At 63.1% G+C, this 20391-nt stretch carries 22 protein-coding genes and 2 pseudogenes; 9 read left to right on the plus strand and 15 right to left on the minus strand.

Annotated features, from left to right (window positions below):
* Window positions 1-181 precede the first annotated feature (181 nt).
* The 4 genes from LB558_RS10645 to LB558_RS10660 form a co-directional block, all read right to left on the minus strand.
* A complete protein-coding gene (locus tag LB558_RS10645; RefSeq protein WP_224697518.1) occupies window positions 182-1363 on the minus strand; it encodes a trans-sulfuration enzyme family protein in 1182 nt (393 codons plus the stop codon).
* Window positions 1360-2781 (minus strand): pyridoxal-phosphate dependent enzyme, encoded by a 1422-nt coding sequence (locus LB558_RS10650; protein WP_027040340.1) that lies wholly within the window; start codon window positions 2779-2781, stop codon window positions 1360-1362. Before LB558_RS10650 ends, LB558_RS10645 begins: the two co-directional genes overlap by 4 nt.
* Window positions 2782-3216: 435 nt before the next feature.
* Window positions 3217-4551: an FAD/NAD(P)-binding protein gene (locus LB558_RS10655; protein ID WP_224697519.1), complete on the minus strand. Its 1335-nt coding sequence runs from the start codon at window positions 4549-4551 to the stop codon at window positions 3217-3219.
* 31 nt (window positions 4552-4582) lie between these two features.
* Window positions 4583-5086, minus strand: coding sequence for an RrF2 family transcriptional regulator (locus LB558_RS10660; protein WP_224697520.1), 504 nt, complete (start codon window positions 5084-5086; stop codon window positions 4583-4585).
* 442 nt (window positions 5087-5528) lie between these two features.
* On the opposite strand from LB558_RS10660, the pseudogene LB558_RS10665 reads away from it, so the two are divergent.
* Window positions 5529-5774: pseudogene (locus tag LB558_RS10665) on the plus strand (ABC transporter ATP-binding protein); the annotation flags it as partial.
* Window positions 5775-5999: 225 nt separating this feature from the next.
* Here LB558_RS10665 and LB558_RS10670 read toward each other — a convergent pair.
* Window positions 6000-6176: a hypothetical protein gene (locus LB558_RS10670; protein ID WP_224697521.1), complete on the minus strand. Its 177-nt coding sequence runs from the start codon at window positions 6174-6176 to the stop codon at window positions 6000-6002.
* 309 nt (window positions 6177-6485) lie between these two features.
* Here LB558_RS10670 and LB558_RS10675 point away from each other — a divergent pair, with 309 nt between their 5' ends.
* The 4 genes from LB558_RS10675 (at window position 6486) to LB558_RS10690 (ending at window position 9729) form a co-directional block, all read left to right on the plus strand.
* Window positions 6486-6845 carry a septal ring lytic transglycosylase RlpA family protein gene (locus tag LB558_RS10675; protein ID WP_224697522.1) on the plus strand — a complete coding sequence of 120 codons (360 nt, stop codon included), beginning with the start codon at window positions 6486-6488 and terminating at the stop codon, window positions 6843-6845.
* A 291-nt stretch (window positions 6846-7136) separates the two neighbouring features.
* Window positions 7137-8414, plus strand: coding sequence for a polyhydroxyalkanoate depolymerase (locus tag LB558_RS10680; RefSeq protein WP_224697523.1), 1278 nt, complete (start codon window positions 7137-7139; stop codon window positions 8412-8414).
* A 233-nt stretch (window positions 8415-8647) separates the two neighbouring features.
* On the plus strand, window positions 8648-9265 hold the full coding sequence (locus tag LB558_RS10685) for a transglutaminase-like cysteine peptidase (protein WP_224697524.1): 618 nt from the start codon (window positions 8648-8650) through the stop codon (window positions 9263-9265).
* 299 nt (window positions 9266-9564) lie between these two features.
* Window positions 9565-9729 (plus strand): hypothetical protein, encoded by a 165-nt coding sequence (locus LB558_RS10690; RefSeq protein ID WP_224697525.1) that lies wholly within the window; start codon window positions 9565-9567, stop codon window positions 9727-9729.
* Window positions 9730-9809: 80 nt separating this feature from the next.
* Here LB558_RS10690 and LB558_RS10695 read toward each other — a convergent pair whose 3' ends face one another.
* Genes LB558_RS10695 through LB558_RS10710 form a run of 4 tightly spaced genes read right to left on the minus strand, consistent with a single transcriptional unit; the run spans window position 9810 to window position 12588 of the window.
* Window positions 9810-10178: a helix-turn-helix domain-containing protein gene (locus tag LB558_RS10695; protein WP_013528719.1), complete on the minus strand. Its 369-nt coding sequence runs from the start codon at window positions 10176-10178 to the stop codon at window positions 9810-9812.
* 25 nt (window positions 10179-10203) lie between these two features.
* Window positions 10204-10734, minus strand: a complete 531-nt coding sequence (locus LB558_RS10700; protein ID WP_224697526.1) for a Smr/MutS family protein — start codon at window positions 10732-10734, stop codon at window positions 10204-10206.
* Entirely contained in the window at window positions 10731-11855 is a 1125-nt protein-coding gene (locus tag LB558_RS10705; protein WP_224697527.1) for a murein transglycosylase A, read from the minus strand. The genes LB558_RS10700 and LB558_RS10705 overlap by 4 nt, the downstream gene beginning before the upstream one ends.
* A 25-nt stretch (window positions 11856-11880) precedes the next feature.
* Window positions 11881-12588, minus strand: a complete 708-nt coding sequence (locus LB558_RS10710) for a Tim44/TimA family putative adaptor protein (protein WP_127398597.1) — start codon at window positions 12586-12588, stop codon at window positions 11881-11883.
* Between the two features lie 217 nt (window positions 12589-12805).
* On the opposite strand from LB558_RS10710, the gene LB558_RS10715 reads away from it, so the two are divergent.
* Both LB558_RS10715 and secB read left to right on the plus strand, forming a co-directional pair.
* Window positions 12806-13306: an FxsA family protein gene (locus LB558_RS10715; protein WP_224697528.1), complete on the plus strand. Its 501-nt coding sequence runs from the start codon at window positions 12806-12808 to the stop codon at window positions 13304-13306.
* A 129-nt stretch (window positions 13307-13435) separates the two neighbouring features.
* The gene (gene secB / locus LB558_RS10720) at window positions 13436-13933 is read left to right on the plus strand and encodes a protein-export chaperone SecB (protein ID WP_023813420.1); all 498 of its coding nucleotides are present in this window, start codon (window positions 13436-13438) and stop codon (window positions 13931-13933) included.
* 195 nt (window positions 13934-14128) lie between these two features.
* Here the strand turns inward: secB and LB558_RS10725 are convergent.
* The 6 genes and pseudogenes from LB558_RS10725 to LB558_RS10750 all read right to left on the minus strand — a co-directional run bounded on the left by LB558_RS10725 (window position 14129) and on the right by LB558_RS10750 (window position 18495).
* Window positions 14129-14417, minus strand: a pseudogene (locus LB558_RS10725) (GIY-YIG nuclease family protein).
* A gap of 204 nt (window positions 14418-14621) precedes the next feature.
* Window positions 14622-15323 (minus strand): DNA polymerase III subunit epsilon, encoded by a 702-nt coding sequence (gene dnaQ / locus LB558_RS10730; protein WP_224697529.1) that lies wholly within the window; start codon window positions 15321-15323, stop codon window positions 14622-14624.
* 75 nt (window positions 15324-15398) lie between these two features.
* Window positions 15399-16004: a dephospho-CoA kinase gene (gene coaE / locus LB558_RS10735; RefSeq protein WP_224697530.1), complete on the minus strand. Its 606-nt coding sequence runs from the start codon at window positions 16002-16004 to the stop codon at window positions 15399-15401.
* Window positions 16001-16843 carry a shikimate dehydrogenase gene (locus LB558_RS10740; protein WP_224697531.1) on the minus strand — a complete coding sequence of 281 codons (843 nt, stop codon included), beginning with the start codon at window positions 16841-16843 and terminating at the stop codon, window positions 16001-16003. The genes coaE and LB558_RS10740 overlap by 4 nt, the downstream gene beginning before the upstream one ends.
* Window positions 16836-17435, minus strand: a complete 600-nt coding sequence (locus LB558_RS10745) for a Maf-like protein (RefSeq protein ID WP_224697532.1) — start codon at window positions 17433-17435, stop codon at window positions 16836-16838. The genes LB558_RS10740 and LB558_RS10745 overlap by 8 nt, the downstream gene beginning before the upstream one ends.
* Window positions 17436-17580: 145 nt before the next feature.
* Window positions 17581-18495 (minus strand): pyruvate, water dikinase regulatory protein, encoded by a 915-nt coding sequence (locus LB558_RS10750; RefSeq protein ID WP_412033459.1) that lies wholly within the window; start codon window positions 18493-18495, stop codon window positions 17581-17583.
* A 311-nt stretch (window positions 18496-18806) separates the two neighbouring features.
* Between LB558_RS10750 and hemE the strand changes: the two genes are divergently transcribed.
* Entirely contained in the window at window positions 18807-19838 is a 1032-nt protein-coding gene (gene hemE / locus LB558_RS10755) for a uroporphyrinogen decarboxylase (protein ID WP_224697534.1), read from the plus strand.
* On the plus strand, window positions 19838-20374 hold the full coding sequence (gene hemJ / locus LB558_RS10760; RefSeq protein ID WP_224697535.1) for a protoporphyrinogen oxidase HemJ: 537 nt from the start codon (window positions 19838-19840) through the stop codon (window positions 20372-20374). The genes hemE and hemJ overlap by 1 nt, the downstream gene beginning before the upstream one ends.
* Window positions 20375-20391: the final 17 nt, after the last annotated feature.

The raw sequence follows: 20391 nt of genomic DNA on the forward strand, positions 1-20391 counted from the left end.
GGCGGGACAGCACCCCCCTCTGTCCTGCAGGACATCTCCCCCGCAAGGAGGGAGATTGGCAGCTTCCATGCTGCCGCTCATCTTGCAACGTTCGAGATTGGCGAAAGCCGAAGTGACATCGATCTCCCCCCTTGCGGGGGAGATGCCCGGCAGGGCAGAGGGGGGTAGGAAGGATCGCTGCCTATCCCCCCAATGCCTGGTCCAGATCGGCGATCAGATCATCGCCATCCTCTATCCCCGCCGACAGCCGCACCAGCGAATCCGATATGCCGATCTCGGCCCGCTTCTCCGCCGGAATGGAGCCATGCGTCATCAGCGCGGGATGCTCGATCAGGCTCTCCACACCGCCGAGGCTTTCGGCGAGCGTGAACAATTGCGTGCGTTCGAGGAACTTTTTCGTGCCGGCTAGGTCGCGGTCGAGCACGGCTGTGATCATGCCGCCGAAGGCGTGCATCTGCTGGACGGCGACGGCGTGCTGCGGGTGGCTGGCGAGGCCGGGATAGATGACGCGGCGGACGTCGCGGCGCGCTTCCAGCCACTGCGCGATTTTCAGACCGTTGGCGGAGTGTCGCTCCATCCTGAGCGCCAGCGTCTTCAGCCCGCGCAGCGCCAGAAAGCTGTCGAACGGACCCGAAATGGCGCCGATGGCGTTCTGCAGGAACTTCAGCTGGGTGGCGAGATCCTTGTTGTCGCCGACGACCGCCACGCCGCCGACCATGTCGGAATGGCCGTTGAGATATTTGGTCGTCGAGTGGACGACGATGTCGATGCCGAGCTCCAGCGGCCGCTGGATATAGGGGCTGCAGAAGGTGTTGTCGGCGACCGACAAAATGCCCTTGCGTTTGGCGAGTGCGGCGACGCCTTCGAGGTCGACGATGCGCAGCAGCGGGTTGGTCGGCGTCTCGACCCAGAGCATTTTTGTCTCGGGCCGGATCGCCGCCTCGACGGCGGCGAGGTCGGTGAAGTCGACGAACGAGACCTGCAGATTGGCGGAGCGTTTGCGCACCCGCTCCATCAGCCGGAAGGAGCCGCCATAGATGTCGTCGGTGGCGACGATGTGAGCGCCGGAATCGAGCAGTTCCAGCACCGTGGCGATCGAGGCCAGGCCGGAGGCGAAGGCAAAGGCGGCCGAGCCGCTTTCCAGGTCGGCGACCGCGCGCTCGAAGGCAAAGCGCGTCGGGTTCTGGCTGCGGGCATATTCAAAGCCCTTGTGCACGCCGGGCGACTGCTGGGCAAAGGTCGAGGTGGCGTAGATCGGCACCATCACCGCGCCGGTCAGCGGGTCGTGGCTCTGGCCGCCATGGATGGTGCGCGTCGAGAAAGCCAGACGGTTCTTGCCCGGCGATGGTGTTTCAGCAGTCATCGTGCGCGCCTCAAATGGTTGATCAGGTCGATACGGGTTATCAGGCCGACGAACTCGTCGCCATCGAAGATGATGGCGACCTCGTTGCGGTCGAAGACCGGCAGCAGCGCATCCAGCGTCTGGCTGGCCTGCAGCGTGTGCAGGTTGGAGGTCATCGCCGTGCGCACCGGGCCGTTGAAGCGCTCCCAGCGGCCGTCGTAGGGGCCGTCGACATGAGCAAGAATATCGCTTTCGTCGACGATGCCGACGAGCTTGCCATTGTCGAGCACCGGCAGCTGCGAGACATCGGAGCGGCGCATGCGGCCATAGGCGTTGAGCAGGCTTTCGTCCGGGCCGACATAGACGGTGTCGCCGGTGCGGTGCGAACGCATCACCAGATCGCGCAGATCGCCATGCTGTTCGTGCTCGGCCAGTCCCTGCTCGGCCAGCCAGAAATCGTCGAATACTTTCGACAGGTACTTGTTGCCGCTGTCGCAGACGAAGGTGACGACGCGCTTGGGCACCGTCTGCTCGCGGCAATAGCGCAGGGCGGCGGACAGCAGCGTGCCTGAGGATGAGCCGGCGAGGATACCTTCCTTCGACAAGAGGTCACGCACCGCCAGCATGCTCTGCTTGTCGGGGATGGAATAGGCCTTCTTGACCAGCGACAGATCGGCATTGGGCGGCACGAAATCCTCGCCGATGCCTTCCACGGTCCAACTGCCGGCCTCTTCCATCTTGCCGGTCTTGATCAGTGGCGCCAGCACAGAGCCAACGGGATCGGCCAGCACCATTTCGGTCTTCGGCGACACTTTTGCGAAGTAGCGGCCAAGCCCGGTCAGCGTGCCGCCCGAGCCGACGCCGACGACCACGGCATCGACATCACCGTCGAGCTGCGAAAAGATCTCCGGGCCGGTGGTGGTTTCATGCGCCAGCGGATTGGCCGGATTGGCGAACTGGTTGGCGTAGAAGGCGCCGGGCGTTTCCGCCGCGATCTTCTCGGCCATGTCCTGGTAATATTCGGCATGGCCCTTGCCGACATCGGAGCGCGTCATGCGCACCTCGGCGCCGAGCGCGCGCAGATGCTGGATTTTTTCGCGCGACATCTTGTCGGGCACCACCAGCACGATGCGGTAGCCCTTGGGGATGCCGACCTGGGCAAGGCCGAGGCCGGTATTGCCGGCCGTCGCCTCGACAATGGTGCCGCCGCGCCTGAGCTTGCCCTGCTTTTCAGCCGCGGCGATCATCGACAGCGCGATGCGGTCCTTGATCGAGCCGCCGGGGTTCTGGCTTTCGAGCTTGATGAACAGCCGGCATTTGCCGGTATCGAACTTGGTCAGCTCGACAACCGGCGTCTGGCCGATGAGGTCGAGAACGGACTTGTAAGGCGGACGCAGGCGGGACAATTCGTCGGCCGCGGCGATCTCGTGCTCGCTCATATCGATGCTCCATGACCAAGCGACCGCCCAGCCTCATCATCTCATATGGGCAGAGCGGCAGCGTATCCTCTTTTCCAGCCCTTTGCAGTCTGAAAGAAGATAGATCGTGCCAATCAACCGGCCAGATGCGGAATGAAATTCCGGTTTGATTGGCAGCGGTCATCATCGCCTCAAAGTTGGACGAAGCCTCCGCGCGTTCGTCATCCTAGGGCGAAGCGACGCGAAGCGGAGCGCAGACCCTAGGATCCATGCCGCGACATTGGTCGAAGAATGCAGCGGTGCAGAAATAATTTGGAGGCATCTCTCACGCATCGATAGATTTGCACCGCCGCAGAATTCGCAGGTCACGGCATGGATCCTAGGGTCTCCGCGACGTCGCTTCGCTCCTGCTCTGCCCTAGGATGACGACGGCGTGGGGGCCTTGCGTGCAGCTTTCTACCCCAGCAGTTGCTTGCTCAGCCTTGCACACTGCACGCGGATATCCGGAATCGCGTCGATCTCGAAGAAGGTGCCGCGGGTCAGCGGGCCGACGGCGAGGATCTTGGCCGAAACGGTTCCGTCGCCGGCGATGATCTCGCATTTGGCCGAGACATCGAGGCCGATGCGCAGCGGATCCGGCCGTGCCAGGCCGCGGTCGACCAGCGAGCGCACGACGCTGTTCGACGAGGTCGAGATGTCCCTGACGATGCCGGAGCAATCGTAGATGCGGGCGACCTCGAAGGTCTCGAGGCGCTGCGTGTGGCGCGACTGGACCTGGACGGTGAATTCGCCGTTGCGCGCGATGTCGACGACGCGGCCGGCGACCAGGCGGATGCGGCCGGATTGCACGGCCTCGGTGACGCGGGCGTAAACCTCGGGCGCCATGCGATGGCGGTGTATGTCCCACCAGGCCTTGGTGTGCTCGACGAAGCGGCGCTTGGCGGAAGCCGGCCAGTTCTGCCAGATCTTCTGATTGAACGGCCGCAGGCCGTCGACGACGTCGCGCCAGTCGACGCCGGCTTTCTGGTTTTCCTTGATCAGGTCGCGGAACCAGCCGACGAAATAGGAGAGCTGCGTGCCGAGTGGAATATCGGCGACGTCGAGCTTGATCGGATTGCCCTTGCGATGCGGCGAGGGCAGCAGGCCGCGCCGCGACACCGCGATGATGTCGCCGCGATGGCCGCGCTGTTCCAGCGCCAGGAAGGCATCGACCATGCTGAGGCCGGTGCCCAGCACCATGACGCTGGCATCGGGGGGAAGTGCTGTGTCGGCTTCCGATCCCATCCTGATGGCATGGCCTTGCGCCGGCTCCTCGTCGTGGCCGGTGGCCAGCACGGCGAGATGCGCAACGACGCTGGTGCCGTTGGCCAGCGCCACTTCGACACCGGATGCGGTGGGCGTGATCGAGAGGCTTTCCTCGCGGATCAGCCGAAGCCGCCCGGTCTGCTTTTCGCGCGCCTGCAGCTCGTCGAGCAACTCGCCGAGGTAACGGGCATAGATGCTGCGCGGTGCATAGAAGGGCGCCTGCTCGGGCGTTGCCAGACCGCGTTCCTGCAGCCAGCGCCAGAAATTGCCGGGATCGTCGGCATAGGCGCTCATGCCGGCGGCGCTGACATTCAAGACATGCGCCGACAGCAGCGTCGAATAGGCGATGCCCTGGCCGAAATGCGGGCGCCTTTCGATCAGCGTGACGCGCAGATCCGGATTGGGCGACTTCAGGAGATGTGCGGCCAGCACGACGCCACTGGCGCCGCCGCCGACAATGATGATGGAGTTGGCACGCCCGGTCATAGGCCTGCCTTCGCGGTGCGCAGCGCCAGCGTCAGGCCTGGACCTTCACCGCGACCGGCAGATCGCCGATGGCCCTCGCAACGGGCATGTCGTCGATGGCCCTCGCGACCGGAAGGTCGTCGAGCGCAATATCGCGCATTTCGGCGAGGCTGCGCTGATCGAGCACCTCGGCGATCGCCTGCCGGACCTCGAGCATCAGATGTCGGACTTGGCATGTCGCCTCGTTGCAATCTTCACAGCGCTGGTACTGGGTGCGGCTGGCGCAGGGGATCGGCGCCAGCGGACCGTCGAGGACGCGCACGACATGGCCGACCTTGATCTCGTCGGCGGGGCGTGCCAGGCGATAGCCGCCATCCTTGCCCTTGCGGCTCTGGACAAAGCCGGCATTGCGCAACTCGCCCAGGATGGCGTCGAGAAATTTCTTCGGGATGTTGTTGCCGGTGGCGATATCCCCAACGAAGGCGAGCTGTCCGGCCGGCAATCGCGCGAGATGGACGAGCGCCTTGAGGCCGTACTTGCCTTTTTTGGTGAGCATGAGATCAAAATTTCTCTGTCATGCGACGGCGTAGAACCATCGGTTGCAAAACACCTGGCGTGCGTTGCCGCCGCGTCCAAGCCCGCATGAGACATAAATTGCTTCTGCTTCGTTTTCACGCCGCGCTGGCCATTTTGGCGATCTTGTGCCCACAGGGACACAAAGCGCACGACTCTGACGGCCGAAGCGCGATCATCGCGATGGTGACTGCTCATCGTCGCCTCCAGTCTCAATGTCGATAAGATTACTATACTTACCCGCTAACACGCGGGATAAGTTTTCAAATCGATGGGGGTTTAGGGTATGGATTTGCCTGATATTGACTTGGCTAAGACCTACCATTCGTCCGTGAGGCACAGAGTTGAGTACCGAAGCGTGCCTAACTTCGTCATCCGGAGCAGGAGCGAAGCTCCGTCGCAAGACCCGAGGATCCTTCCGCGACGTTAACGCCCTGACCCGCATCGAGATGCAGCAATTGCTGGAACGCATCTGGATCGCGCAGAAGTTCACGGCCGTGCTGGTCACGCATGATGTCGCCGAAGCCGTTGCGCTGGCCGATCGGGTCGTGGTGATCAGCGAAGGCCGGATCGCGCTTGATCTGGATGTGGCCGTGGAACGGCCGCGCCGGCGGGGTTCGGTGGAGTTGGCCCGGCTCGAGGGTAAGATTTTGGATCGGCTGTTCGAATAGGTTAGGGGCAGACTTCGAGATGTGGGCGGGACACGCCCTCCTCTGCCCTACCGGGCATCTCCCCCTCTAGTGGGGAGATTAGCAGCTTCGGCCTCGCTGCCCTTCTTCCACGATGGAGATTGGCGAAAGCAGTGATGACGGCCAATCTCCTCACTAGAGGGGGAGATGTCCGGCAGGACAGAGGAGGGCGCCACAGATCGCCAGCGCCCATTCCGTAGCGCACCCCTACCGGTTCGCCCAGACCAGCCCCGCCAGCCCGACCAGCATGGTGACGAGGCCGATATAGAGCCATTGCGATTGGCCGGTCATGAAGCTGCCGCCGACCACGCCGATGCCTTGCAGCGACCACAGCGCGCCGACGGCAAGCACAATCAACGCCAGCAGATTTTTGGTCAGCCTCATTGCCGGATCTCCCTTTTGAAGTCGATTGGTTGCAGCATCGGGGCCGCGATAAAAGAGCCAAAGGAAGTGGCCCGACCGTGCCCGACTCTACTTGGATATTAATGTTCGATCTTGTCAAACGGAGGCCTGACAGCGGGACAAAGATCATCATTGATTGATCATCGCGCGCCGGAAACCCCCTGACAGACTGTTACCCAGCGACTCCAAACGTGTGCCATTGCCACGGAACCGCCAGATCACTGCCGCATTTCGCGCCTTATTTGGCACCTAACGGCTGGGGTCTGTCAAAAACGGAGCCATCCCTCAAATATGAAGAACCCAAAACAGACCGCGCTTGTCGCGGTAACGATCGCTGCTGGCCTGATGGTCGGCGCATCTACGGCAACCGCGGCCAGCCAGTGCGGTCGCGCCTCGTGGTACGCCCTGCACTCCAGGACCGCATCGGGCGAGCGCATGAACCCGTCGGCGCTGACCGCCGCGCATCGCACCTTGCCTTTCGGGACCAAGCTCAGGGTCACCAACAAGAACAACGGCCGCAGCGTCGTCGTGCGCATCAACGATCGCGGTCCGTTCATCAAGGGACGCGTGCTCGACCTGTCGAAGGGTGCCGCCGGCCAGCTCGGCTTCATCGGCTCCGGCCACACGTCCGTGTGCATGGCGCGCGTCTAGAGTGACTGTTTCTTCGACCATGACCTTTCCGAAAACCGGAATCCACTTTTCGGGATCATGGTCGGGTGTCCGGCAAGAGGGGCCGGACACACTACCTACACATTTCGCAGCCGCACACTGAGCCGGCTGGCACCGTTCGGCCCCGATTTCCATGGCGTTGAACCAAAGAAGCATTGGTCACGCAGCGTGACGTATTGCATCGCAGCAATTAGTTGTTAACTTCCCCGCGAGACATCTAGGGCTCGGCGCGGCTCGTCGTCCCTTCGGTCGCAGGCAGCAGCGGGGTTCTCGATGTTCTACCAGCTCTATGAGATGAACCACGCGGCCCTGCAGCCGGCGCGCCTCTATGCCGACGCGGTGCGGATGTTCTACTCCAATCCGCTCAATCCGTTTTCCCACACGCCTTGGGGCCGTTCGATCGCGGCGACGGCCGAACTGTTCGAGCGCACCACGCGCCGCTACGGCAAGCCGGCCTTCGGCCTGACCAAGACCGTGGTCGACTGGAAGAGCGTCGAGGTCACTGAAAAGACCGTCTGGTCGAAGCCGTTCTGCAATCTCGTCCGCTTCGAGCGCACTGTCCCTGCCGGGCGCAAGCCCGATCCGAAGCTTCTGATCGTGGCGCCGATGTCGGGCCACTATGCGACGCTGCTGCGCGGCACGGTCGAAGCCATGCTGCCCTATGCCGACGTGCATATCACCGATTGGGTCGATGCCCGCATGGTGCCGCTTGCCGACGGTCAATTCGATCTCGACGATTACATAGACTACGTTATCGACATGCTGCATGCGCTGGGGCCGGACACGCATGTGATGGCGGTGTGCCAGCCTTCCGTGCCGGTGCTGGCCGCCGTGGCGCTGATGGAAACCAAGGGCGACCCCTTCGTGCCCTCGACCATGACCTTGATGGGCGGCCCGATCGACACCCGCAGCAACCCGACCGCGGTCAATCTGCTGGCACAGGAAAAGGGCATCGACTGGTTCCGCGACAATGTCGTGATGCATGCGCCCTGGCCGGTGCCAGGGTTCGGCCGCGAGGTCTATCCGGGCTTCCTGCAGCTGTCCGGCTTCATGAGCATGAACCTCGACCGCCACATCATCGCCCACAAGGACTTCTTCATGCATCTGGTGAAGCATGATGGCGACAATGCCGAGAAGCACCGCGATTTCTACGACGAGTATCTGGCGGTCATGGACCTGACGGCGGAGTTTTATCTGCAGACCGTCGACACGGTCTTCGTGCGCCAGGCCTTGCCCAAGGGCGAGATGACGCATCGCGGCACCAGGATCGATCCGTCAGCAATCCGCAACGTCGCGCTGTTCACGGTCGAAGGCGAGAACGACGACATATCGGGCCTTGGCCAGACCAAGGCGGCGCATGATCTGTGCCCCAATATCCCGGCTGAGCGGCACGCCCACTACATGCAGCCGGCGGTTGGCCATTACGGCGTGTTCAACGGTTCGCGCTTCCGCTCCGAAATCGTGCCGCGCATTGTCGACTTCATCACCAGCTATGGCCGCCAGGAGCGTGTCGCGGTGAAGCCGAAGCTGGTCCGCGCCGCCAAGAGATAATGCAGGTCGCCCAAAATTGCAGGTTTCGGGACGATGACCTGCGTAAACCAAGCTTAACGGCGACAAACCGTGAAATTGATCGGTAAAAGCCGGCTGGCTGGCCGATTCTGTTGCACAAGTGCCGCTGTCCAGCCCCTCGGGTAACCATGCCGACAATCCGACTGTCGTCGTAATTGACACGGACTGTAAATCCCCCTTAACCTTTCGTTAATAACAAAGGGTGAGCGGGGACAATGATTTCCTCATCGATGGCGCGACGGCTGCGCATGTATGTGGCGGCCGGGCTGGCAATGACGGCAGGCTGGGTGGCACCGGCTTTGGCGGGTGGAGCGATGGCGACCGGGGGCCTCACCTCGCAGCCGATCGGCCACTATGATTTCTGCAAGCTGCATCCGGCCGAGTGCTCGATCCGCCCGACCAATCTGGCGCCGGCTCCGATGAGCGACGGGCTGATGCGCAAGCTTCTCAATGTCACCGCCAGGGTCAACGCCGCCGTCAAGCCGATGAGCGACATGGACATCTACGGCAAGGACGAGGTCTGGGCCTATCCCGACAAGGGCGTCGGCGATTGCGAGGACTATGTGCTGGAAAAGCGGCGCCAGCTTTCACGCATGAGCATCTCGCTTGCCGATCTTCTGATCACCGTCGTGCGCAAGCCTGACGGTGAGGGCCACGCCGTGCTGACGGTGCGCACCGACGAGGGCGACTATGTGCTCGACAATCTGACCGACAAGGTCAAGCCATGGGACGCGACCGGTTACCGCTTCCTCAAGCGACAGGCGATCGACAACACCGGCCGCTGGGTCTCGATCCGCGGTGGCCAGCAGGTTCTGGTCGGCGCGGTGCAGTAAATACGGATTTTTCCGGGAGCATCCATCGCTTCGTCAGCGATGCCGGCATCACATATCTTTTGCACCGCCGCGACGCTTGCAGTTCGTGGCATGAATCCTCCGGTCCGCGTCCGCTTCGCCCGCAGATGACGAAATCGAGGAGCCTCCGACAGAATTCCCCTTTTCTCCGTGAACCATTTCGCTCCCGCCTGCGACACACAGCCGTGAACCGAAACCAACCATGGAGACTTCAGATGACTGCTTTTCTGCGAAACACCCTTCTTGCCGCTGTCGCGGTGTCGAGCATGGCCGGATCCGCCATGGCCGATCAGACCACCACCAGCTGTGCCAAAACCAACCTCAACGACCTCTGGTCCGGCCGCTGTTGCGGTGATGCCGGGGCGTCGGACTGCCTGGGTGGTGGAAATAACGGCCACGGCGATCATGGCCGGGGCGGAAATGGCGGCACCGCCGGCAAGAAATGATCTCACCACTGTGCCCGCTGGCGGTCCGCCGGCGGGCAGTTTCCTCGTGAGGCAGGCGAGCACCCGCGCAGACCGTCGGACTACGGCCGCTGGTTTAACGCCGCGCGGATCGATGCCGTGATGCGGCGAAGCTCGGTTTCGTCGAGTTTCTCGATGTTTTCCGCCAGCAGATTGGCAAGCTCGGTGGCAGCGGGGGAAAGACCCGACGTGTCGAGTTTTACGCGCGGGTGCGAGGCCTCGGCCAGCCGCGCCAGTTCCTCGGCATCGTCCCAGATGATGTTGAAATAGCCGATGATCTTCTGGATCAGCGTCCAGGTCGGGGCACCGCGCCTGCCATGTTCGAGCGCCGACAGATAGGCGGCGCTGACGCCGATCGCCGCCGCCATGTCCTTCTGGCGGACACCGCGTTCGCTTCTAAGCGTCCGCAACTTTTCGCCGAACGGGGTCATGCCCCCACCCTCATGAACGAACTCCTCACGCGCGCGCCCGCCGCAGCCGGATATAGAGCGCACCCGAACCGCCATGATTGCGGGCGGCATGGTCGTGGCTGGAGACGAGCGGCCGGAAGGCAGGCGTCGACAGCCAGGCGGGCACGGCGCGCCGCAACACGCCATCGCCGCCGGAGGACGAGCCCTTGCCGGTGATGACCAGGACATAGCGGACGCCGCCGGCATGCGCCCGGTGCAGGAATGAAAACAGCAGCGAATAGGCTTCGTCCTGCGTCATGCCGTGCAGATCGACGCGACCCTCGATCGGCAGCCGGCCTTTCGACAGCTTGTCCAAGGTCGGCTCGTCGAGCGCGTGGGCGACATGCTGCGTCTTCGGTTTGGCTGCGCCGCCCGGATTGGCCATGGGCTGAACCGGTTGCGACTGACTTGGCCTGACCTCTGCAGGGATTTCAGGAATGTCGACGGCAAATTTGCCCTTGAGCGGTTTGGCCGTGCGCGCCACCAGGTTCCACAGAACCCGGTCGTCCTCGCTGAGCTTGTCCGGGCGCCGGGTCATCGGACCGCACCCGCAACGAGCGCGCGTGGGATCAGCGCGTAAAAATCCGCGGCATTGCGGACCACGCCGGCGATCTCGCCCGCGGCATCGCCCGAACCGGCGAACAGGTCGCCCCGCGCGGGTCCGGTGATGGCCGAGCCGGTATCCTGCGCGATCATCAGGCGGCGGAATGGTTTTGCGTCGAAAGCGGTGAGCGTCGGCGCGTCGATGTAAAAGGGCGTGCCGAATGTGTGCAGCAGGCGGTCGACGGCGATCGAGCGGCCCGGCATCAGCGGCACCTTGGCGGCGGCGATCGGGCCAAGGGCCGCGTCCTCGACATCGGCCGGGCGGAAGAAGATGTAAGAGCGGTTCTGCCACAGGATCTCGTCGACGCGGTCCGGATGCGCCTTGAACCAGGCGCGGATCGACTGCATCGTCACTTTTTCGAGCGGGATTTCGCCCATCTCGCTCAGGATCTTGCCGGGCCCGGTGAAGCGCTGGCCGGATTTGGCGGCATAGGTGACGCGGGCAAGCCGGCCGTCGGTCATGGCGAGGCGTGCGGCACCTTGCACGTGAATGAAGAAGGCATCGACCTTGTCGGCCAGCCAGGCGATTTCCAGGCCCTTGCCATCAAGCGCGCCACGCTCGATCTCGCCACGGTCGGGATACTCGACCGGCCCGGCCGGCGTCTGGCGCGCGAAAGCGAGGTAAGGATCCAGGCCGGCCGGCCGGTTGCTTTCGTCGATATCGACGAGATCGGCCGGGCGCGACAGCAATGGCACCGAAAACCGGTCCGTGCGCACCGGTGAAGCCTCGACTTGCGGTTCATAGAAACCGGTGACGAGCCCGGCGCCGGCATTCTCGGCAGGGATAAGCGCCGGGACAAAATGGCGCTCGAAGAAGGCGCGGGCTTCCCCGCGGGTCGAAACCGGCGGCCGATTCGCCGGCGAAACGGTCCGGGCCTCGGCGTAGGCATCGGCAAAGGCGTCGAAGTCGACGCCGAGCGCACCGCTGCGATAGGGTTTGGTCAGGACATGGAAGGCCGAGCGGCGAAAGGCGGCGAAGGCCGCCGAATGGTCGTCATCGTCCCATCCGGGCAGATCGCCGAAGGCTTTCTCGACAAAAAGAGGCGATAGCGACACCGGAGCCTCGCCGCGGGTTTCCGAACTAGTCTTCTTCCTCGGTGGCGACGAGCTTCCAGTTCGGATCGCGCGAGCGCGTGTCGCGGGCGAAGGTCCAGACATCCTTGACCTCGGCGACGGTTTCCGGGTCGCCATCGATGACGGCACCGGCCTTGTCGCGGGTCGCCGAAATCAGCTCGCTGATGATGCGCAGCGTGACATGCGCCTCGCCGCCCTTCATCTCGGCCGAAACGATGTCGGCCTTGTCGATGCCGACGAAGGAGGACTGGATCTTTTCCGCCTTGGCCTCGCGCTCGCCGATGGCGGCGACAAAACCGTCATAGACCTCGCGCGACAAAAGGTTCTTCAGCGTTTTGCGATCGCCGTCGGCATAGGCCATGACGATCATCTCGTAAGCCATCTTGGCGCCGTCGACGAAACCCTTCGGCTCGAAGGACGGATCATTGTCCTTGATGCTACGCAGGCCCTTGTTGAGGTCGGTATCGGGCTTGGCGAAAGCGTCGATCGCGGCATAGGTGTCGGGAGCCGGTTCGCCTGGCGGGCGCTTGCGCGGCAGCGAGACGACGTTTTCGGATTTCTGGGCGGCATCCTTGTCGCCGGTGCGAGCCGCCGAATAGGGATCGAAGGGCGGCCGTTCGCTGCCGGTGCGGCGGCCCAGCACGTTGCGCAGCTGGAAAAAGATGACCACCGCCGCAATCAGGAAGAAAATCGTGCCGAAGTCGAAGAATCCCATATCTTCCGCCAATCAATCCCTGCCCTGTGGCCGGACCGTCAGGCCCAATGGCCACGGTCGCATAGCGTTCAACATTCAAAGCATATAGAACGCAAGGCGCAATCATTCAAATCAAAGGCAGGCATACCTATCTAACTGCCTCAGTGCCAGCGGCGATTGCTCGCTGGCGGCCAAAACAATCGAAACGGTCATAACGATCGAAAAAGGTTGGCAAGACTTGCGCATTTCGCTGCTTCCCTTCTTTCTCCTCGCGCTTCCGCTGCTGGAGATCGCCGGTTTCGTGATCGTCGGCCGTGAGGTCGGCGCGCTGGCGACGGTCGGCCTCGTGCTGGCCTCGAGCATCGCCGGCGTGCTTTTGCTCCGGCACCAGGGCTTTGGTGTCATGGCCCGCATCCGCACCGAGATGGCCGCCGGCCAGAACCCCAGCCGCCACCTTGCGCACGGCGCCATGATCGTGGTTGCGGCGATCCTCCTGATCATCCCCGGCTTCCTCACCGACATCATCGGCCTGCTGCTGTTCCTGCCACCGTTGCGCGACTTTGCCTGGAGCCGGTTCAAGGGCCGTATTGTCGTCGCCACCAATTTCTCGACCGGCGGCTTTCGCGGCCGTCAGCGCGACAGGGTCATCGACCTCGAAGACGGCGACTATTCGCGCGAGGACGATCTGAAGCGCGGCCCGGATCACAACTCGCCTTGGCGCCGCCTGAAGGACGATTAGGGCGCCGCCCCATCTATATCCGCAGCCGGGAAGCAAGGCGGCAAACCTTGTCTTGTCATCCCCGCCATGGTAGCGAACGCCCGATTTCAATTCGGTCAGCGACGCTGCCCAGGCAAGAGGACAAGGCTTATGGCCAGCAAAGATGACGCGCCGGTCGGCGCAGCCAACGGAAACGGCAATGCGGCGCAGCCGTCGCTCAACGTTCTGGCGCAATATGTGAAGGACCTGTCCTTCGAAAGCCCCGGCGCCCCGAATTCGCTGCGCGGCCGCGACAAGGCGCCGGGCATCGCCATCAACGTCAACGTCAACGCCAACCCGCTCTCCGACAAGCAGTTCGACGTCAATCTGACGCTGAACGCCAAGGCGTCCTTCGACCAGGAAGTGCTGTTCAATGTCGAGCTGGTCTATGGCGGCGTGTTCGCCATCGCAGGCTTTCCGCAGGAGCACATGCTGCCGATCCTGTTCATCGAATGCCCGCGCCTTTTGTTCCCGTTCGCCCGCCAGATCATCGCCGAGGCAACCCGCAATGGCGGCTTCCCGCCGCTGATGCTCGACCCGATCGACTTCGCCCAGATGTTCCAGCAGAAGCTGGCTGAGGACGAGGCGTCCAAGGTCAAGGTGAGCTGAGGTCTGCCTGCCACGATTGTGAAAGCCCGGCCTCGCGCCGGGTTTTTTGCTTTGGAGGCCGGCATCTGCGATTGGGCTCAGGCCATCATACCTTCGTCATCCTAGGGCGGAGCAGGAGCGAAGCGACGTCGCGAAGACCCTAGGATCCATGCCGTGACGCCTGCTACAGACCAAAGCGTAGCAGGATGGAGTGCGCTACCAACCCGTCCCGCGAAACAGCTCGAACCACTCCGGATTGGCCTTTTCGATCAATTCGATCTTCCATTGGCGCGGCCAGCGTTTCAGCGACTTCTCGCGCTGGATGGCATCGGTGATATCGAAATACTCTTCGTACCAGACCAGACGATGAACACCGTAGCGGCTGGTGAAACCTGCGCCCTTGCCGGATTTGTGCTCCGGCACGCGGCGGCCGAGATCATTAGTGACACCGATATAGATGGTGCCCCCGCTTTTGACTTGCGGTCATGTAGACATAGCCGGTCATAGATTGGTGCTACCGGGCAATGCGTCGGGAGAACATCCTGATCCGTTGCATTCTAAGGCAAACGTCACGGCATGGATCCTAGGGTCTGCGCCGCGTCGCTTCGCTTCTTGCTCCGCCCTAGGATGACGAAGGCGCGAGGGCTCTGCAGCCAATTTCGAGGGTCGGCTCTACCAACCTCGTTGCCAACCGGCCTCCACCTTACCGCTAGCCAGCCGCAACCTTCAACCACAACGCCTTCTCACCCAACGTCCCGACCATGCCGGCATGCGCGTCGCGTTCGGCTTCGGTGAGGCGGGGCCGCAGGGGTGCCGGGCGCTGGCTAATGATGATCTCAATCTGGCGGACATTTTCGCCTTGCGCCGGCGCGGTGGCGCTGTCGAGGATAAGGGCCGCCTGCTTGCCGCCGATCAGTTCGATATAGACCTCGGCCAGCAATTCGGAATCGAGCAGGGCGCCGTGCTTGGTGCGCCTGGTGTTGTCGATGCCGTAGCGCCGGCAGAGCGCATCGAGCGAATTAGGGCCCATCGGGTGCTTGCGGCGCGCCAGCGCCAGCGTGTCGACGACGAGACCATTGTCGATGATGGGGTGGCCGAGCCGGCCGAATTCGACGTTGAGGAAGCCGACATCGAAAGTGGCATTGTGGGCGACCAGTCTGGCGCCGTCGGTGAAGTCCAGCCACTCCTGCGCAATCTCGGCAAAGGTCGGCTTGCCCGCGAGGTCCGTCGCGCTGATGCCGTGCACCGCCTGTGCCTCGGCGTGGATCGCGCGACCCTGCGGGTTGATGTAATGGTGGAAGGTTCTGCCGGTCGGGAAGCGGTTGACCAGTTCGACGCCGCCCAGCTCGATCACGCGGTCGTCGCGCGAATCGAGGCCGGTGGTTTCCGTGTCGAAGATGATCTCACGCATCGAATCAGTCGCTCCAAAGGAGCAGAATCATGAGACCGGAACAAAATGGCAATGGGCAATGCTGACGGCCTGCCGTCAGGAGCCTGCCTTGCCGGACTTATCCCCGGAGAGTTCGGCGATGATGGCCTTGACCTCCGCCCGCGCGGCGTCCAGCCCCTGGCCGGTGTCGACGACGAAATCGGCCTGGCGGCGCTTTTCCGCATCCGGCACCTGCTTGGCGAGGATCGATGCCAGTTTTTCTTCCGTCATGCCCGGCCGCCCCAGCACGCGTTCTCGCTGGGTCTCGGCCGGGGCGGTGACGACGACCACCTTGTCGACGCGGTTGCGGCCGCCGGTTTCGAACAGCAGGGGAATGTCGAGAACAGCGATCGATTCGCCGGCGTTACGATGCCTGGCCAGAAAGGCATCGGCGTCGGCGCGCACCAGCGGATGGATGATGTTTTCAAGCTGCTTCAGCGCGGCGGTGTCGCCGAGCACGCGCGCGCCAAGTTTTGTCCGGTCGACCACCCCGGCAATTGTGGTGCCGGGGAAGGCGGCTTCGACCAGAGGCGCCGCCTTGCCGGCATAGAGGCGATGCACCGCCTCGTCGGAATCATGGACCGGCACGCCGGCGTCAGTGAACATCTTTGCCGTCGTCGACTTGCCCATGCCGATCGAGCCGGTGAGGCCGAGCACGATCATGGCTCCGGCACCAGATCGGCGACGATCAGCGCCCGGAGTTCGGCCGTCACCCGCGGCCTGATGCCGAACCAGCGCTCGAAGCCGGGCACGGCCTGATGCAGCAGCATGCCGAGACCGTCGACCGTCTTCAGGCCCCTGGCGCGCGCCGCCGCAAGCAGTGGAGTCTCCAGCGGCACATAGACGATGTCGGTGACGATGGCGTGGTCCGGCAGCCGGGCGGGATCGGCCGACAGGCCTTCATTGCCATGCATGCCAAGTGCCGTGGTGTTGACCAGCAGGCCGGCATCGCCGAGCAGTTCATCCGTAGCCGCCATGCCATGCGCCGACACGCCAGCGCCGAAACGATCCCTCAATTCCTGCGCTCGGGCCAGAGTGCGGTTGACGATGCGGATGTCGGCAACGCCGCGCTCCTTCAGCGCATGGATGACGGCGCGCGACGCGCCGCCGGCGCCGAGCACCACCGCCGGACCCTTGCTTGCCCAGCCCGGTGCATGATCGTCGAGGTTGGCGGCAAAGCCGTGACCGTCGGTGTTGCCGCCCCACAAAATGCCGTCCTCGAACCACAGCGTGTTGACGGCGCCGATTTCTTGCGCCGCCTGGTCGCGGCGTTCGGCCAATGCGAAGGCCGCTTCCTTGTGCGGGATGGTGACGTTGCCGCCGCGGTAATTGTTTGCCTGCAGCGTTTTCACGAACACGGCAAAATCCTGCGGCGCGACATCGATGGCCTGGTAGCTTCCGTCGATGCCATGTTTGGCCAGCCAGTGGCCATGTATCTTCGGCGAGCGCGAATGCTTGACCGGATGGCCGGTGACGAACGCTTTCTTTGATGCCTCAGCCATCGATCGCTCCCAGCGTGCGCAGCTCGGCCAGCAGCGGCAGAAGCGGCAGGCCGACAATGGTGAAATGATCGCCCTCGATCTTCTCGAACAATTGAATGCCTTCGCCTTCGATCTGGTAGGCGCCGACGCTTCCCAATGCCTTGACGCCGACGCGGGCGAGATGGCGGCCGATGAAGGCCGGGTCGAGCTTGCGCATGGTCATCGAGGCTATGCCGACATGCCGCCACAAAACCTTGCCGTCGCGAACCAGAACAGCGGCGCTGTTGAGCTGGTGGGTCCTGCCCGACAGCGCCAGCAAATGACGGCGGGCACCCTCCATGTCGGCCGGCTTGTGGAACACCTCGTCGCCGAGCGACAGCGTCTGGTCGCAGCCGAGCACCAGGGCGCCCGGCCTGCGCTCGCTCACTTCTGTGGCCTTGGCTTCGGCCAGCACCAGGGCGACGTCCTCGGGCAAGACACCGCTATCCTGCAAAGGCGACTCGAGCGCGCGCTCGTCGACATCGGCCGGAACCGCCTCGACGTCGACGCCGGCATTGACGAGCATCGCCTTGCGGAATGGACTGCCGGAAGCGAGGATGAGTTTTTCGGTCATGATTTTTTACCCGGTTGATCGTTGACCGCCGCAGTGCACAGTGTTGCCAAAGGTTGGCGGGACAGCGCCCCCCTTTGCCTGCCGGGCGCGAGGGATCGCGACGTTTCAGACATTATCTCAAGCCTGTGGTTGCGCACGGCTCCAACTATCTATTCTTCCCGCGCAGGGCAACGATCGCCGCCGCCGTTTCCTCTATCGAGCGGCGGCTGACGTCGATCATCGGCCAGCCATGGCGCGTGCAGATCTTGCGGGCATAGGCGAGCTCTTCGCTGATCGCCGCGCGGTCGATATAGTCTGATGCCTCATACGAGCTGCTGTTGCCGAGGATGCGGTTTTGCCGGACGTGCGAGATGCGCTCGGCGGTGGCGATCAGCCCGACGATCAGCGGCTTGCTGGCGGCAACCAGGCTTTCCGGCACCGGCACGCCGAGCACGATCGGGATGTTGGCGGTCTTGATGCCGCGGTTGGCGAGATAGATGCTGGTCGGCGTCTTCGACGTCCGCGAGATGCCGATCAGCACGACATCGGCATCGTCCATGTTGAGCGGCAGCTGGCCGTCATCATGGTCCATGGTGAAATTGAGCGCGTCGATGCGGCGGAAATATTCGGCGTCGAGAACATGCTGGGCGCCGACGCGACGGCCGGCGGGGGTGCCGAGATAGGACTGGAATACGGTCAGCACCGGCTCCAGCACCGAAACACAGGGCAGGCCCATGGCCGCGCAGCGCTCGTCGATGCCGCGCGCCAGCTTCTGGTCGACGACCGTATAGAGGATGATGCCCGGCTCCTCTTCGATATCCTCGAACACCTTCGCCACCTGCTTTTCGGTGCGGATAAGCGGATAGATATGCTCGATGGCGCGTGCGTCCTTGTACTGCGCCGAAGCCGCCCGGCCGGCGGCGAGCAGCGTTTCGCCGGTGGCGTCGGAAATCAGGTGCAGGTGGAAGAAGCTCTGGGGTTTGTTCACAGGGGTCACCTGGGGCTGTGGGCTTCTGTGGATAAAGCGGGATGAAAAGACGGGCCTGTCGGAGGCGACTGTATCAGATGGCAGTTTGTCCACAATTCGATGCGCTGTCAGCTTCGTCGGGCGACTGGGGACAAGTTTGGGGACGGCTTTTTTCGACTACGGTCCATCCACAGGACCTGCCTTTCATGGCTGTGCCTAACACTTTGACTCGATTGATCGATTCCGAGCTATCCCCAGAACCCTACATCTGGGAAAAAGAAGCACGCGACAATATGTTGGCTGGTGTTTTCCGGGGCAAAGCGGGACAGGTGACAACCACCAGAACCAACAGACTCTTAGAATCAGAAGAATCTTAGATATAAGAATCTTTGATTATAGAAGAGGCTGGGAGAAGCGAGCGCCCGATGCCCCAGAACCGGATCATGCTGGACGTCCTCAGGGGCAAGGCCCATTTTCCGCCTCCGCTCTGGATGATGCGACAGGCCGGACGCTATCTGCCGGAGTATCGGGAGACACGCAGGCGAGCAGGCTCGTTCCTGGACCTCTGCTACGATCCCGACCTTGCGGTCGAAGTGACCTTGCAGCCGATCGAGCGCTTCGGCTTCGACGCCTCGATCCTGTTTTCCGATATCCTTGTCGTTCCACATGCGCTTGGCCGTGACGTCCGCTTCGAAGAGGGCAGAGGGCCGCTGCTGACGCCGATCACCGCGCCGGAGATTTTGGCTCTGGAAGGCAAGGTGTTTCACGTGAATCTCGAACCGGTCTACGAGACGGTTCGCCGGTTGCGGGCCAAACTCCCCGAAGAGACAACCCTGATCGGCTTCTGCGGCGCGCCGTGGACGGTGGCGACCTACATGATCGCCGGCCATGGCACACCCGACCAGGCGCCGGCGCGGCTTTTTGCCTATCGCGAGCCGGTGGCCTTTCAACGATTGCTGAAGGTGCTTGCCGAACATTCGGCCGCCTATCTCATCCGCCAGATCGAGGCGGGCGCGGATGTGGTGCAGATTTTCGATTCCTGGTCCGGCGTGCTGGACGATGAAACTTTCGATCTGTTCTGCGTTCAGCCAGTGGCCGAGATCGTTGGCCGGGTGCGGGCGGTTCATCCCGATGTGCCGATCATCGGTTTTCCCAAGGGCGCCGGTTCGCGCTACCGGACCTATCGCCAGAAGACCGGCGTAACGGCGCTGGGGATCGATTGGACGGTGCCCCTGATCGCGGCGAAGGAATTGCAGCGCTCGGGTGCGGTTCAGGGCAATCTCGATCCCTTGCGGCTCGTGGCTGGCGGCAAGGCGCTGTCGGATGGCGTCGAGGCGATCCTGAGAGCGCTGGGAGACGGGCCGCTGATCTTCAACCTCGGTCACGGCATCACGCCGGAGACGCCGATCGCCCATGTCGAGGCGATGGTGAAACAGGTGCGGAGCGCGACACGCTGATGGCTCAGATGAACAGCACGAACAGCACCGGCCAGGCGATGATGCGCATGACGATCGGCCTGGGTGTCCTGGTCGTTCTCACCGCGCTTTTGTATTTCGCGGCACCCGACAGTTTCTACCCCTGGGCCAAGGCGATCCATATCCTCGCGGTCATCTCGTGGATGGCCGGCATGCTCTATCTGCCGCGGCTGCTGGTCTATCACGCCGATGCCGAGAAGGGCTCGGTGCAGTCGGAGACCTTCAAGGTGATGGAGCGGCGCCTGCTGCGCGGCATCATCAACCCGGCGATGATCGTTACCTGGGTGTTCGGCCTGTGGCTCGCCTGGAAGGGTTTTGGTTTCCAGGGCGACTGGCTTCACGCCAAGATCGGAGCGGTGCTTTTGCTGTCGGCCATGCATGGCTATCTGTCGGGCGCGGTGCGCAAATTCGCCGAGGACCGCAATGAAAAACCGGCCAGGCACTGGCGGATGGTCAACGAGATCCCCACATTGCTGATGATCGCCATCGTCATCCTGGTGGTGGTCAAGCCGTTCTGATGCATGTTGCTCAGAAA

Origin of the sequence: Mesorhizobium sp. CO1-1-8 (assembly GCF_020164875.1) — a bacterium.
Classification (GTDB): Bacteria; Pseudomonadota; Alphaproteobacteria; order Rhizobiales; family Rhizobiaceae; genus Mesorhizobium.

Excerpts from the sequence above, each read along its gene's own strand:
- LB558_RS10710 (WP_127398597.1), bottom strand. The coding sequence starts at position 12,588 with ATGGGATTCTTCGACTTCGGCACGATTTTCTTCCTGATTGCGGCGGTG.
- dnaQ (WP_224697529.1), bottom strand. The coding sequence starts at position 15,323 with ATGCGTGAGATCATCTTCGACACGGAAACCACCGGCCTCGATTCGCGC.
- LB558_RS10650 (WP_027040340.1), bottom strand. The coding sequence starts at position 2,781 with ATGAGCGAGCACGAGATCGCCGCGGCCGACGAATTGTCCCGCCTGCGT.
- LB558_RS10655 (WP_224697519.1), bottom strand. The coding sequence starts at position 4,551 with ATGACCGGGCGTGCCAACTCCATCATCATTGTCGGCGGCGGCGCCAGT.
- LB558_RS10700 (WP_224697526.1), bottom strand. The coding sequence starts at position 10,734 with ATGACCCGGCGCCCGGACAAGCTCAGCGAGGACGACCGGGTTCTGTGG.
- LB558_RS10745 (WP_224697532.1), bottom strand. The coding sequence starts at position 17,435 with ATGACCGAAAAACTCATCCTCGCTTCCGGCAGTCCATTCCGCAAGGCG.
- LB558_RS10685 (WP_224697524.1), top strand. The coding sequence starts at position 8,648 with ATGATTTCCTCATCGATGGCGCGACGGCTGCGCATGTATGTGGCGGCC.
- hemE (WP_224697534.1), top strand. The coding sequence starts at position 18,807 with ATGCCCCAGAACCGGATCATGCTGGACGTCCTCAGGGGCAAGGCCCAT.
- secB (WP_023813420.1), top strand. The coding sequence starts at position 13,436 with ATGGCCAGCAAAGATGACGCGCCGGTCGGCGCAGCCAACGGAAACGGC.
- LB558_RS10670 (WP_224697521.1), bottom strand. The coding sequence starts at position 6,176 with ATGAGGCTGACCAAAAATCTGCTGGCGTTGATTGTGCTTGCCGTCGGC.
- coaE (WP_224697530.1), bottom strand. The coding sequence starts at position 16,004 with ATGATCGTGCTCGGCCTCACCGGCTCGATCGGCATGGGCAAGTCGACG.
- LB558_RS10690 (WP_224697525.1), top strand. The coding sequence starts at position 9,565 with ATGGCCGATCAGACCACCACCAGCTGTGCCAAAACCAACCTCAACGAC.
- LB558_RS10675 (WP_224697522.1), top strand. The coding sequence starts at position 6,486 with ATGAAGAACCCAAAACAGACCGCGCTTGTCGCGGTAACGATCGCTGCT.
- hemJ (WP_224697535.1), top strand. The coding sequence starts at position 19,838 with ATGGCTCAGATGAACAGCACGAACAGCACCGGCCAGGCGATGATGCGC.
- LB558_RS10660 (WP_224697520.1), bottom strand. The coding sequence starts at position 5,086 with ATGCTCACCAAAAAAGGCAAGTACGGCCTCAAGGCGCTCGTCCATCTC.
- LB558_RS10740 (WP_224697531.1), bottom strand. The coding sequence starts at position 16,843 with ATGGCTGAGGCATCAAAGAAAGCGTTCGTCACCGGCCATCCGGTCAAG.
- LB558_RS10695 (WP_013528719.1), bottom strand. The coding sequence starts at position 10,178 with ATGACCCCGTTCGGCGAAAAGTTGCGGACGCTTAGAAGCGAACGCGGT.
- LB558_RS10645 (WP_224697518.1), bottom strand. The coding sequence starts at position 1,363 with ATGACTGCTGAAACACCATCGCCGGGCAAGAACCGTCTGGCTTTCTCG.
- LB558_RS10680 (WP_224697523.1), top strand. The coding sequence starts at position 7,137 with ATGTTCTACCAGCTCTATGAGATGAACCACGCGGCCCTGCAGCCGGCG.